Source organism: Roseofilum reptotaenium CS-1145, assembly GCF_028330985.1.
Classification (GTDB): Bacteria; Cyanobacteriota; Cyanobacteriia; order Cyanobacteriales; family Desertifilaceae; genus Roseofilum; species Roseofilum reptotaenium.
Genome location: NZ_JAQMUE010000084.1, coordinates 114,222 through 127,952, shown reverse-complemented (window position 1 = coordinate 127,952; position 13,731 = coordinate 114,222). Strand labels below are relative to the sequence as shown.

At 46.6% G+C, this 13,731-nt stretch carries 10 protein-coding genes and 1 tRNA gene; 4 read left to right on the top strand and 7 right to left on the bottom strand.

The window, feature by feature from the left end:
- Positions 1–364 precede the first annotated feature (364 nt).
- Positions 365–1,429, bottom strand: a complete 1,065-nt coding sequence (gene psbA / locus PN466_RS18925) for a photosystem II q(b) protein (RefSeq protein WP_271942393.1) — start codon at positions 1,427–1,429, stop codon at positions 365–367.
- A gap of 204 nt (positions 1,430–1,633) precedes the next feature.
- Between psbA and cofG the strand changes: the two genes are divergently transcribed.
- Positions 1,634–2,596, top strand: coding sequence for a 7,8-didemethyl-8-hydroxy-5-deazariboflavin synthase subunit CofG (gene cofG / locus PN466_RS18920; RefSeq protein ID WP_271942390.1), 963 nt, complete (start codon positions 1,634–1,636; stop codon positions 2,594–2,596).
- 46 nt (positions 2,597–2,642) lie between these two features.
- Positions 2,643–2,714 (top strand) — tRNA-Cys (locus PN466_RS18915).
- Between the two features lie 61 nt (positions 2,715–2,775).
- Here the strand turns inward: PN466_RS18915 and PN466_RS18910 are convergent.
- The 4 genes from PN466_RS18910 to PN466_RS18895 form a co-directional block, all read right to left on the bottom strand.
- Positions 2,776–4,542, bottom strand: a complete 1,767-nt coding sequence (locus PN466_RS18910; protein WP_271942388.1) for an AAA family ATPase — start codon at positions 4,540–4,542, stop codon at positions 2,776–2,778.
- Positions 4,543–4,965: 423 nt separating this feature from the next.
- Positions 4,966–5,166: a DUF2283 domain-containing protein gene (locus PN466_RS18905; protein ID WP_271942385.1), complete on the bottom strand. Its 201-nt coding sequence runs from the start codon at positions 5,164–5,166 to the stop codon at positions 4,966–4,968.
- Positions 5,156–5,422, bottom strand: a complete 267-nt coding sequence (locus PN466_RS18900; protein WP_271942382.1) for a DUF4258 domain-containing protein — start codon at positions 5,420–5,422, stop codon at positions 5,156–5,158. The genes PN466_RS18905 and PN466_RS18900 overlap by 11 nt, the downstream gene beginning before the upstream one ends.
- 56 nt (positions 5,423–5,478) lie before the next feature.
- Positions 5,479–8,169 carry a DEAD/DEAH box helicase gene (locus PN466_RS18895; protein WP_271942379.1) on the bottom strand — a complete coding sequence of 897 codons (2,691 nt, stop codon included), beginning with the start codon at positions 8,167–8,169 and terminating at the stop codon, positions 5,479–5,481.
- A gap of 1,080 nt (positions 8,170–9,249) precedes the next feature.
- On the opposite strand from PN466_RS18895, the gene PN466_RS18890 reads away from it, so the two are divergent.
- Together PN466_RS18890 and trpB are read left to right on the top strand one after the other, a co-directional pair.
- Complete coding sequence (locus tag PN466_RS18890) at positions 9,250–9,414, top strand: DUF4926 domain-containing protein (RefSeq protein ID WP_271942376.1); 165 nt, start codon at positions 9,250–9,252, stop codon at positions 9,412–9,414.
- 268 nt (positions 9,415–9,682) lie between these two features.
- A complete protein-coding gene (gene trpB, locus PN466_RS18885) occupies positions 9,683–10,915 on the top strand; it encodes a tryptophan synthase subunit beta (protein WP_271942373.1) in 1,233 nt (410 codons plus the stop codon).
- Between the two features lie 327 nt (positions 10,916–11,242).
- Here trpB and PN466_RS18880 read toward each other — a convergent pair whose 3' ends face one another.
- Together PN466_RS18880 and PN466_RS18875 are read right to left on the bottom strand one after the other, a co-directional pair.
- Positions 11,243–12,328, bottom strand: a complete 1,086-nt coding sequence (locus PN466_RS18880; protein WP_271942370.1) for an ATP-binding protein — start codon at positions 12,326–12,328, stop codon at positions 11,243–11,245.
- 205 nt (positions 12,329–12,533) lie between these two features.
- Complete coding sequence (locus PN466_RS18875; protein WP_271942367.1) at positions 12,534–13,730, bottom strand: alginate O-acetyltransferase AlgX-related protein; 1,197 nt, start codon at positions 13,728–13,730, stop codon at positions 12,534–12,536.
- Position 13,731: the final 1 nt, after the last annotated feature.

Here is a 13,731-nt window from a genome sequence, read left to right as displayed (position 1 = left end):
GCCGAACCAGCCTACATAGAGGCGGTTTTCGGTTGAGGTTACCCACTGACAAAACCGCTCCCAAGCGCTCGCGTTGGAGCTTTGTTGGAGAGTTGTGGTCATGCTTTTATGATGGCTATTTATTTTTCTAGGTTCTGTGGCACTTTTTTGCCACTCACACCTCACATATTAATTTATTTATTTAGTTTTGTAAAGGGGGTTTGACAAAAAATTTTAGGGATTTTTTTAATAAGTATTTCTTATGATCAACTTTGTCAGGGTCACAATATCGAGCCAGATGAAGTCTACAAGAACTCAAGAACAACAACAAGCACCCCATTACAGGGGTGCTGGGTACTTTTGATTGAAGCGTAAGGCTTAAGAATTAGCCTTGGATAGTAGGAATGGCTTCAATACTGGCTAAATCTAAGGGGAAATTGTGGACGTTGCGTTCGTGCATGGCTTCAATGCCTAAGTTAGCCCGGTTGATGACATCAGCCCAACTATTGATAACATGGCCGTCAGAATCCAATAAGGACTGGTTAAAGTTAAAACCATTCAAATTGAACGCAAAACAGGCAACTCCCAGAGAAGCAAACCAGATGCCCACTACAGGCCAAGCTCCCAAGAAGAAGTGCAAAGCACGACTGTTATTGAAGGAAGCGTATTGGAAGATCAGACGACCAAAGTAGCCGTGAGCAGCGATGATGTTATAGGTCTCCTGTTCTTGACCAAAAAGATAGCCTCGGTTTTGGCTTTCGGATTCAGTCGTTTCACGCACTAAAGAAGAGGTAACTAAGCTACCGTGCATAGCGGAAAACAATGCGCCACCAAAGATACCGATTACACCCATCATGTGCATCGGATGCATCAAGACATTATGTTCGGCTTGCAGAACGATCATAAAGTTGAAGGTGCCGGAGATTCCTAGAGGCAAACCGTCAGAGTAAGATCCTTGACCGATGGAATAGATCAACAGCACCGCAGTCGCAGCAGCTACAGGGGCGCTATAGGCAACTGCAATCCAAGGTCTCATACCAAGACGGTAAGAGAGTTCCCACTCCCGACCCATATAGCAAAAGATGCCGATGAGGAAGTGGAAGACAATTAACTGATAGGGACCGCCGTTATAGAGCCATTCGTCCATATTGGCTGCTTCCCAGATGGGATAGAAGTGCAAACCAATTGCATTGGAAGTAGGAACGACTGCTGCAGTAATGATATTGTTACCGTAGAGCAATGAACCGGAGACCGGTTCGCGGATTCCGTCTATATCGACAGGAGGTGCTGCGATAAAAGCGATGATAAAGCAGAGGGTTGCAGTTAGGAGAGTGGGAATCATTAGAACACCGAACCAGCCCAGGTAGAGGCGGTTTTCGGTAGAAGTTACCCACTGACAAAATTGTTCCCAAGCGCTCGCATTGGATCTGGGTTGTAGGGTGGTCGTCATGATTTTATAATAGCTTATAGCTATCTAGATGTTCAAGCTATACAGCGATTTAATTTTCGCTTACTTTTTAATCTTAATATATCTATTTAGCAATGTAAAGATGTCTTAAGGTTTTTTTTATGAGATATCTGGAATCCTTAGATAGATTAAACTTCGAGGTGGTCTATCTAGCTTGCCATATCGTCAATCCATCATCTTATAGCTATGTATCGAGAAGTAACGTATAGTCCAGCTTATACCCTCGTACCAACTTATGAATGTTTCAATCAATGCAGCTACTGCAACTTTCGAGTTAGTCCTGGTGATGATGCTTGGTTGAGCAGTATTCAGGCTCATGAGCGGTTGCAAGCGTTACAGGGTAAGGGAATTTGCGAGATCTTAATTCTCAGTGGTGAAGTCCATCCGGCTAGTTCTCGTCGGGGAGCTTGGTTAGAGCGCATCTATGCTTTGGCTGAGTTGGCGCTCTCCTATGGTTTTTTGCCCCATACTAATGTAGGGCCGTTGAGCTTTGAGGAGATGGCTTGCTTAAAAGAAGTTAATGTTTCCATGGGATTGATGGTGGAGCAGGTGTCTGGAGGGTTATTGGAAACGGTTCATGCTCACGCACCCAGTAAGGAACCAGGATTAAGATTAGAACAGCTAAGATGGGCTGGAGAGCTGGGAATTCCGTTTACGACGGGGATTTTGGTGGGCATTGGGGAAACGGAAGCAGACAGAGTTCGGAGTTTAGAGGCGATCGCCGAAATTCATCAGACCTACTATCATATACAAGAGGCGATTCTACAACCCTACAGTCCTGGAGACCAACAAACCAGCACCTTACCGGGATTTGACTTAACCGAATTGCCCCCCCTCGTTGCCCTTGCGCGTCGCCTTCTGCCTTCAGAGATTACCCTGCAAATTCCGCCCAATCTCGTCTATTACCCAAACCTATTATTATCTTGTTTAGAAGCAGGAGCAACCGATCTCGGTGGACTTGGCCCCAAAGATGAAGTGAATCCGGATTATCCCCATCCCTCTGCTGAACACCTGCAACAATTCCTTGAGCCTTACGGATGGCATCTGCAAGCGCGCTTACCGGTATATTCCCAATTTGATTCCTGGTTATCCCCAAGATTGAATAGCGCAGTTGGGCAGTGGCGAGAAAAATTTTCTGTTAGGGTCTAGTCAAAGTCTAATTGATTCTGTTACTCTAGAAAGAGTGGTCAAACACGGCGACATAGCCAAGCGGTAAGGCCGAGGTCTGCAAAACCTCTATCCCCCGGTTCGAATCCGGGTGTCGCCTTTGTAATTAATAATTAACAACTAACAATGAATTTTTCGCCCCTACGGATGTCAAGACACATCTAGGCGCGGGCGGCTATCCAGCGGCGGCAAAGTTCGACCTGAATGCGCCAGCGCTCCTCGGTTTGGTGAACCACGTCATGGCGTTGCAGAGTGTCCAAGGCGGCGGTAAGGTCCGGCACATCGGGACACTGGGACTGGAGTTCCTCGCTGGTGAGGCCGGTGGGGTGGGGGGCGAGCGCTTGTAAGATATCCGTTTGACCCGGTGGGTCTTGGCTGGCTTGGTTCCAGATGCCGTCGAAGTAGTAGCGACCATTGCGGAAGAGGTCGCCTTGGGAGATATCAGTGACAGCAGCTATATCCTCTAGGGTGAGTCGGGGGTCGCGCTCTTGACCGGTTTCAAACACCAGTTCATTAAACCGGCGCACCAGTTGAAAGCCTATCAGTTGCACCAGGTAGGGTTGACCGTGGGTGAGGCGATAGATTTCATCCACCGCATCCGGGTCATATTCCAGGGGGAAGTCGTCGCTGGGGTTTTCCAGAATTTGACGGGTAGCAGCGCGGCTGAGGAAACCGACGCGCAAGGGGTACGTGCTGCCAAAGAAGGGTTGGAAATAGTCGCGGGTCATTTCTTCCAGGGTGTGCAGTCCAGCCAGGACAAAGGCCAGACGCTTGTCCATTTGGATTAAACCGCGCAGGTAACCCATAAAGTCGGGGGTGAGTTGTCCGGCTTTGATGAGGTCTTCAATCAGTTCAAATTCATCTAGGGCAATAATCAGGGCGCGACAGTCCAGTTGTTTGAGGACATCCCGCAGGTAGACCTTAAAGGTGTGTTGGGGAAACGTGAGAAAGGCTTCATCGGGGGGTGCGGGAATGTCCACATGTTGGGCAATATCATCAGCAATGGCCAGCAGGACTTCACTGAGACCCTGGGTAACGGAGCCGAGCAGTTGCAGGTTCACGTAAATCAGCTTCAGGTCAGAACCCCCCGTGAGGTTGCGGAGAATCGAGGTTTTCCCCATGCGGCGATGACCGTAGATGAGGACAGAGGAGGGGTTATCTGCACGGAACCAGAGGCTTTCCAGTTCCCGGAGGATGTCCTCACGACCCACAAACCGGTCACCTTCTACGGGGTCGCCGATGGTGTAGGGGTTTTGGACGGGTTCGAGAATTTCCACATTGCCAATATCGCTGGCGATATTCAGGAGAGCATCGCGCCAGGTGGTGGCGATATCGAGAATGAGACCGCCTTCCGCTTGGGGGAGTTGGTCGGCATTATCGAGAATCTGTTTCAGTTCCCCTTGGGCGCGGGCTAGGGCTTGGGCACGGGTGGCTTTGCCGGTGCTGCGGTGGATGAGTTGGGCTTCTTGGGTGACGCGGTGGAAGGCTTCTAGGGCTGGCCAACTAGTTTGGCGCAAGCGTTTTTCGGGGTCAGGTTCAGGACAGGGGGGAAGGGTGAGGGTATGAATTTGGTTGAATTCTTTGGCTTGGGTGCAGAGGCCGAGAGTTTGGGCAAGGGTGTACATTTCTTTGCCATAAGGGATATGGCGAACTTGCTGAAAAGCTTGAGATGCGAAATATACATAATGCCGATATTCTGTTTGCTGAAGATACCAGAAACCCGCAGCAGTAGCATGGACAGGCGTTTTGAAGTTAATTTGCGATGTATGTGTCTGTTCAAACGCAATTAATTTAAACACTGCCAGCTTCCAGTCATAGTGTTGGTCGGCAAAATGGGCTATTTTCTCAATTAGGTATTCGTTAATGGTTTCCCGAAGAACGGCATCAATAGCATTGACTACAGGAATAGACTGATAACTGTAGGACAATATCTCATTACTATTGTGCAGACCTTCTAGCCAATCAGAACAGAGGCTATTTTCTAGCTTGGTTTTTAGACCAGGGAGAGATAGAGCGGCAACTCGCGGAAATAACCAATTTCCATTTCGGAGATTGAGCCAACCAAATGGTGTACTTGCAAGCCAGTCATCACTCTACCTTCATCTGGGGGCGCTAGAAATCGGGTTTCTTGCTTATCTTCTCGCTCGTTGACTCAACTTAGGAGAACCCGGTTTCTTCCTTCGCGTTCCTTCGCGAAGGGTTGGGGGTAGGTTTACAAGAGTTATGGATGGGCATTCAAGATCTCAGTGAACCTGCCCCTACAGTTGTTAATTTAATGGATCTTGTAGGGTAGGTCACCCAATATTAGAAACATGGATCTGATGTAGTTAAATTAGCCTCCATACAGTATATCAAGTGGCGATCGTTAGCATAAGGTCTTGAGGATTAAACATTTTGCGTTTAGATGCATTGAGAACTTCAATGCTAAGGGGTTCATCATTTTCGTCATAACTAACAATAACGCCTCCAGGTTCGGAGATAGCATTAATGGGAAACCCATCGCGTAAGATAAACATTAAAATGTCTGCTTCCGCATTGTATTTAACTTTCATGGGAATTCTCCTGCCAATATCGCTTGATTTGATTAGTCCAGTACAGGGTTAAGATTCGCTTGGTTTTGCCAATTTCAACAAATGGCACTCTCAGAAGACCATTGCCTCGTTTAACTTGAGCCACCAAAACATCGTCTTCCAAAATAATCTGTTGAGGATTAGTGACAACCGCTTCAACTTCTTCTCTGGTAATTCCGAAACGCTCGCTCCATTGTTGCTGCCTTTCCTCAGCGTGTTTTGTCCAAACAATCTGCATCTTTCCTCATACTCCGATTCCTTAGTCCTGTTATGGTGAACCTGCCCCTAGAATTGTTAATTGTTAACTGTTTCATTGACGGGGAAACGGTTGAGCAATTTCATCGCCCAAATCGCATTATCTTTCAATGTACCGGAAACATGGGGAATATGGGGAATTTGGGATAATAAATCTAAGGTTCGTCGCAACAAGCGCACAATATCTCCTTCATCCAAACTCGTCTGTTCACAGAGTTCTGCCCAATCCTGTTCTTGGGCCCATTGTTCGACTAAAGCGATTAATTCGTACTCTAACCAAATGGGCAGGGCTACATCATAACGCCGTTGTTGCTGGAAGAGTTGGCGACGCATTCCTTGGAGTTCTAACAGGCTTTCAATCACGGGTTGAGAGGTATTATAGTTCACCCAACTATCTGGACGGGGTGTTTCGGTTACGAGGGCAGCGCAGGCGGCGGCTAAATGATGGGGTTCTAGGTGGGCAAAGGCTTCAGAGGTTAAGGCGATACCGAGCCATAACTCATTTTCGCCCCGCAGGGTAGCCGCAGATTCACCGAGAGGTGTGGGAACCAGGTTAGGATTGAGAGCGTTAAAGGCTTGCAGAATGGCAATTAAATTGAGAAACTCTTCCCAATATCGAGATTTAAGACGCTGAAATTTGCTGAGGCGATCGCCAATTTCTGTCTCTAGTCTAGCAGCACGAGAAATCTGCTTGAGAATCCGACCCCGTTCCGGCCACTGATGTACCAGATGCTCCATTAACCCGTTCGTGATTTCCTCAACTTGCAAGAGTTGATCGTCCACCTCTGGAGCGGCTAATGTGGGTTCTAACTGGGGAATTTGGTTCGCTGTGGCGCTCGTTTCTGGGCCACTACTGCGACATTCTCCTGGTTTTAATCCTAACTCTGGGGGCAGTTCCCAACCATCCACGACCTTAAACCGGGGAATATCCCCATATAACCCCACCACATCCCCATAGGTCGCCACCATCCAGCGATTATCCGCCCCCAAACAGACCAAATAAGGGGCTTGGCCGCTGCCGGGGACTTTTCTGACCAAAATGGCGGAAATGGCTTGAGGAACGGTAATATACTTGCCTTTGAGACTGAGCAGTGTTCCCTGGACGGCAAAATCGATCGCGGCCGCTAAATCCTTAGTTCGCGCCCGTTCCGCTTGGTTTTGCAAGGTTTTCAACAGTCGCTTGGCTTCCCGCAGTCGCTCTTGCAGCTTCTTATAACTGGCAGCCAACTCCTGGAGGGTTTCGAGGTTGCCATAGGAAGCCAGTTGGGAGTGAATTTGCTTTTCTTCTACTTGCAATGCGGCGATCGCCTGCTGTTGGGGAATTAAGGTTAAATTGGCCATATACTGACCAAAACTGCGTTCGATCAGTTGTTTGGCTTCCTCCAAGCTATGGGTTTGCAGCAGGTTCAACACCATCCCATAACTGGGAGTAAACTGACTCACTAAGGGATCGGCTCCTGCTGTCGCTAAATACCCCGCTTCTTTTGCCCCCTCAAACCGGGTTTCCACCACCACTAAATGACCGATTTCATCCATTCCCCTACGTCCTGCGCGTCCCGCCATTTGCAGAAATTCACTGGGGTTGAGCAGACGATGGCCCTGATCCGTGCGTTTCGATAAACTGGAAATGATGGTGGTTCGGGCAGGCATGTTAATCCCGGCTGCCAGGGTTTCCGTAGCAAACACAACCTTAATTAATCCCTGTTGAAACAGTTCTTCGACTAGGGATTTCCAAGCCGGTAATAAGCCCGCATGGTGAGAGGCAACCCCCCGATAGAGACATTCCACTTGGGAGCGGCGAATGGCTTCAGGATGCTCATGCAGCACCAGTTCTAGGTGGGCAGCCACTTGCCGTTTTTCTTCCGAGGAGAGCAGAGAGAGTCCCACCGTATCAGCCACAGCGCGATCGCATCCTTTACGGGAAAAAATAAAGTAAATCGCTGGTAGCATATCTCGCTCATTCAGTTGGGAAACCACGGATAACAGGTGGGGCACTTGATCCTTGGGTTTCACCTTGGGAGGTTTTTTGCCCCTAGCTTTGGTATTGAGCAATAACCGGTTAATGCCATTCCCTTTCTTATTCAGTAGGGGAAAGATGCCTTTCAGGTTGCAAAAGTTATATTGCAGGGGAACCGGACGGAAGTCCGAGTAAATCAGTTCTGTGGGGCCATGAACTTCTGAAAGCCAGGCTGTGAGCTGGTCGCTGTTGGCTACTGTTGCCGAGAGTGCCACCAGTTGAATATGGGGAGGACAGTAAATAATCGACTCTTCCCAAACCGTTCCCCGTTGGCGATCGTTCATATAGTGGCATTCATCCAAAACCACCGCCTCTACCCCTTGGATCGATGTACCAATTTGACCGATAGGCGTTCCGTAGAGCATATTGCGAAATACTTCCGTCGTCATGATTACCACTGGCGCTTCCCGATTAAGGGACAAATCACCCGTAACTAATCCAACATTTTCCGCGCCAAACACTTGACTGAAATCACGCAATTTCTGATTCGAGAGCGCTTTCAGGGGAGTGGTATAGAAGACTCTCCTCCCCCGTGACAAGGCGCGATAAATGGCGTATTCTCCGATTAAGGTTTTACCCGATCCCGTGGGAGCGCATACCACGACGGACTTATCAGCGTTCAATGCAGCGATCGCCTGATGTTGGAAGTCATCAAGTTCAAATGAAAACAAGCGTTTCGGGTCAAGGTCAGTAGAGGAAGGAGAACTATTCACCGTTCTAAATTTTGAGCATAAGCTAATTTGCTCTATTCTAGTGTATTCTGGCTAACGGCGTAGAGAAAGTCGGCGATCTCATCACGGAGGGACACGAGAACAGGGTGATACGGAGGTACGGAGACACGGAAACGCAGAGAGTAAAAAAAATTATAGGGTGCGTTAATAACGCACCCTACTAGGTCTAGTCAGATCGATTGACTTTATTTACCCATAAAGTAGGCTTTGCTTCCAATGATAGAAGCAGCTAACCAACCGGCAACAATAACGAGGCTAAGAAAAACGAAATCAACCATGAGGTTCTCCTGATGTGTTCAGATAAGATACTTTGCAGTGAAAGACGAAGGCAAGGGACTCAACTGTTTTAGAACTTCCGTAGTATTATCGGAGGTCTCTATTAGCTTTTGTCACCTTGAAAGTAAGCTACACTTCCGATAACTGAAGCAGCTAACCAACCGGCAACAACGACAAGTGCAAGAATAACTAGGTCAACCATGATGTTCTCCTTATGTGATTGATTACTTTCCAGTGACAGATTGAGGTAAACGCTAAAGCGTTTCAGTGGGATTATGGGAAGTGGTGATTAGTTTTGTTCACCTTGGAAATAAGCTGTGCTTCCGATCACAGAAGCAGCTAACCAACCCGCAACAATAACGAGGCTAAGAAAAACGAAGTAAATCATGACTGTCTCCTAGTTTGTGAAGTTTTGTGTCCTGACTTATTAAGTAATGTAACAAGATGTTGCGATAGATGTCAACGCGATCTAAATCACATTCGGGAGAATAGGGGTGAGCATAGAAGAGGAATTGATGTCCTAGGGCAATCGCCAACTCCAAAGGAACCGGGTTGCTCCCTACCTTGAGAGAATGAGCCAAGATACTGATAGAAACCAGGTTTCTAAATCTCCACGCGATCGCAATGGAATCCGACAAGTGGTGTAGGACGGTACATATTATCAAGTTATCGGTGAACTAGAAGGAGTAAATGATTGTCTATTACTTGTAGTCACGATTGGGTTACAGCGATTGATTGACGATCAATTTTATTTTGTCACTCTAAAACCTTATCGAGAATAAAGCCATGAATTTAGAACATTATCAAGAAATTTTCTTACTCCAAGATGTTCCAGAATATGGAATTTATCAAGGAGATATCACCACCCTGATCGATTTTATTCCCCACTCCGGCAGTGGTGAAACCGGTTGCATCCTAGACACGTTCAATGCAGTTGGTGAATCGATCTAAGTGATTACAGTTCCACTCTCTGTAGTAAAACCCTTAACCAGGAACGATATTTTAACCACTCGTTCACTACAGAGAGCATAATGATTGGACTAGCAAGATAAAAATCAATTGAGAAAACGAGCCAATATATTCAGAGAAACCCTGTTTCTAAATTCTTTGCTTTTCTTTTTCAGGATCAAGAAGAGGCGATCGCCTCTTCCCCATATTGATGTGATGCTCACAGGTGCTTAGAATACGATCGTGTCCTATTCGTATCATAAGAATCCCTGTGACTACAACTCCAACCCATCCAGCTCAAACGATTGCCTCCGTCCCCGATCTCCTCGGCCGTTTTGGTCAGTTTGGCGGCAAATACGTCCCAGAAACCCTCATGCCTGCCCTAGCCGAACTAGAGCAAGCCTACGCTCATTATCGCCACAACCCTGAATTTCAAGCCGAACTCCAAGGCCTACTCCGTGATTATGTCGGTCGTCCCAGTCCCCTGTACTTCGCCGAACGACTCACCGCACACTACCGTAAACCCGATGGTACTGGGCCCCAAATCTATCTCAAACGAGAAGACCTCAACCATACCGGCGCTCATAAAATCAATAATGCCCTAGCTCAAGTTCTCCTGGCCAAGCGTATGGGTAAACAGCGTATTATTGCTGAAACCGGAGCCGGACAACATGGAGTCGCCACTGCCACGGTTTGCGCCCGCTTTGGTCTAAACTGCGTGATTTATATGGGCGTTCACGATATGGAGCGCCAAAAACTCAATGTCTTTCGGATGCGACTACTGGGAGCTGAAGTTTGCCCCGTAGAAGCGGGAACCGGAACCCTCAAAGATGCTACCTCAGAAGCCATTCGCGACTGGGTAACGAATGTGGAAACAACTCACTACATCTTAGGTTCAGTTGCCGGGCCCCATCCTTACCCTATGATGGTGAGAGACTTTCATACCATTATTGGTGAAGAAACCCGCGCCCAAGCTTGGGAAAAATGGGGCGGACTACCCGATATTCTTTTAGCTTGTGTTGGTGGTGGATCGAATGCCATGGGACTCTTTTATGAGTTTGTTAAGGAAAGTTCTGTGCGCCTCATTGGTGTGGAAGCAGCCGGAGAAGGGGTGAATACGGATAAGCACGCGGCAACCCTCACCCAAGGCCAAGTGGGTGTGTTACACGGAGCGATGAGCTATCTGCTCCAAGATGAAGATGGTCAGGTGATTGAAGCCCATTCGATTAGTGCTGGCTTAGATTATCCCGGAGTTGGCCCAGAGCATAGCTATTTGAAGCAAACGGAACGGGCTGAGTACTATAGCGTGACAGATCGCGAGGCGGTGGCTGCCTTTGAGCGCTTATCGAAATTAGAAGGTATTATTCCTGCTCTAGAAACGTCTCATGCGATCGCCTATTTAGAAACCCTCTGTCCCCAACTCGAAGGCAATCCTCGCATGGTTATCAACTGTTCCGGGCGGGGTGACAAAGACGTGCAAACCGTGGCTAAATATTTGGGTTAAGTCCGGGAATAGGGGAATGGGGAGATTACCTATTCCCTATTGCCTGTTCCCTAATTACCCATTACCAACACAAAGCGCTTTTAAAATAAAAAAACGCCCCACAAGTGGGCGTCCATCAGGGTGCATCAAATTCAATATAACATACAAATGAGGGGTGAGACCCCTCACCCCAATATTCTTTCATCAGAATTTTTTATGGAAACGACCAGAACCATTGTTATAGCGCTTTTCGCTGCCCATGAAATACAGTGTTGAGTTTTGTCTTGCCATATACCCCAACCCTACTCTCTATTCCCTAGCGCAAAGCGCTATATACCCTGAATTCGGTTAACGAGGGAGACGGATGGTAAAGGTAGTCCCTTGTTGCTCTTCAGATTCAAAGCTAATTTGGCCCTGGTGAGCATCAATAATGGATTTGGCGATCGCCGTTCCCAGTCCCGTTCCCCCCCGCTTGCCATGGGTGACAAAGGCCTCAAAGAAGTCTTCTTGAATCGCTTTCGGAATGCCTGGGCCATTATCCCGAATCTGGATCGCCACACATTCAGCCTGGCTTTTAGCCGTTACTTCGATGCGGCCACCTTTTCCTTCAAACGCTTCTACTGCATTAGTAATGATGTTTTGCAGAACTCGCAACAGCTTATTAAAATCAGCATAAATTTCCACCGGTTCAATCTGCACGACCCACTCCACTTGAGCAGAGTGCAAGTAAATTCGATTGAGCTTTTCAAACTGTTTCAATAAGTCTGACAGTTGTATCGGTTGCCGATAGAGGGTGGCATGGCCTTTAGAAAATTCTAAAACTTCTTCCGCCATTCCCAACATGCGGGTAATTTGCGCTTGAATCAGATCGCACCATTCTTGAGTTTCTTCATCAGAGTGCATCTCTTGGAGCATAGAACTTGAGAGCTGAATGCCATTAAAGGGACTTTTGAAGTCATGGATAATGGTATTCACCATTTCGCCCACCAACACCATTTTTTGTTTATGGACAATTTGATTCACATATTGGGTGGTCGTAATGCGAATATGATGGATAATATGCCGGAAGAGGGCTAAAATCACTTCCCCTTTGCTATTTTGTAAAATATCCATCAGTTTATCTTGGGGAATTTTCGCTAAAATACTTCCTTCAGCGGCTGTTGCTCTGGCACTTCTCGGTTTCCCATCTAAGACACCAAATTCTCCAAAAAAATCATTTTCCTTAGCTAAGGCGATCGTTTGATATTTCTCAGTATCGATCATCTTGCTAAATTCAACTTGACCGGCTAACACCAGATAGAGTCCATCCGGAACTTCACCTTCTTCAAAAATCACAGTTGGTTGGTCAAACTCGATCATATCCGCCAGATCGCACAATTGAGCGACTTGATCGGGTTCAAAATAACTAATAAATGGATGGGATTCCAAGTTCATGGGCCATACTCACCTTGAATCTTAGATGGCAATGATTTTTGATGCAATCCTAATGGACTGGTCTTATTTTACCGGACTCTAGAGCTGACCAAAATGAATAATTGTTACTGAAATATAGGACTGGTAATAGGTAATGGGTAATCACTAATGGGTTAAGAAGGGTAGATATACGCAGGATTATTACCTAAAAGTAGAAACTTTTGTATTACCGAAGTTGGGCATCGACTTGAGGTTTTAAGGTGTTAAATAATAGATTAGCGGCTAATTGATTACCGGTTAAATTCCAGTGGGTATCGCGTAAAATATAGAGGACTTGTTCTTTGCCTGCTTCTTGAAAAGGCTCTAACATATCTAAATAGTCAATACCATGAGCCTCTAGCGTTTCAATAACCACTTTTTGAGGCAGTTCTAAATCATAATCTTCAGGATTAAGTTCATACTCAGTAAAAATTTTACTCGCCAGAGTTTGATCGATTTGGTATTCTGAAGGGTAAAGCGCCACCACAAAGGGAATATTTTTTTCTTTCAGCAGCTCTGCCATTTTCACAACTGCTTGCAGAGAATATTCAAACTGAGGGGTAAATTTTCCTGCTTGATAGGCGGGTAAGTTATTAATTTCCAGCTTCCAGCGTTCAATGTCTAAAAAAGTTTCTTCTGAATAGATGGGGGCAGTTTCAGGGCTAGGATTCGGAGTGGGAGTATCTTGGGCGATCGCTCCCTCAATCAGTTCAAATTTTCCTTGATTTTCCTGTTGAGCTTGTTGCAGTTTCAGTTGCTCCTGAAAAATTCGATAGCGTTGCTGTAAAAACATCTTAACTCTAGATTGTCCAATGATAGGATATCCCAAGATCTTCAATTCTTTAGTGCGATCGATATCGATAAACGTATCGTTAAGAACAATCCGTTTTTGATTGACTGGCGTATGCAAATCATTGCCCACAAAAAAGCCCAAAACCACGAGATCGGGATTAAACTTTAAACCATATTTTTGCAGCATTCCCAAATACATAGGCGGATCGGCCATGGGAAACCCCACATTAATCACCTCAACTTTGGGCGCTCCATAATAGTCTTCAAACTGTTGTTCTAAGAGTGCCGTATAGTTGCCATCTAGATTGCCTGCCCAGCTATAGGAATCTCCAACGACTACAATGCGGTAGGTTCCCGGTGCTTTCTCTAGGGGATAATCGCGATCGTTAAACCCAAATTTATTCGTGCCAGGAGTCTCAGGATTGACTCGAAATCCCAGATCTGCATCATACTGGAAAAAACCCTTAAATAGATAAGGTTCCATCACGATCATAAACAGTTCTGCGGCTAACCAGGGAACCCCTATCCACAGAAATCCTAAAAATGCCCAATTAACTACTCTACGAAAATTGAGTTTCTGCCACCCTTTCATA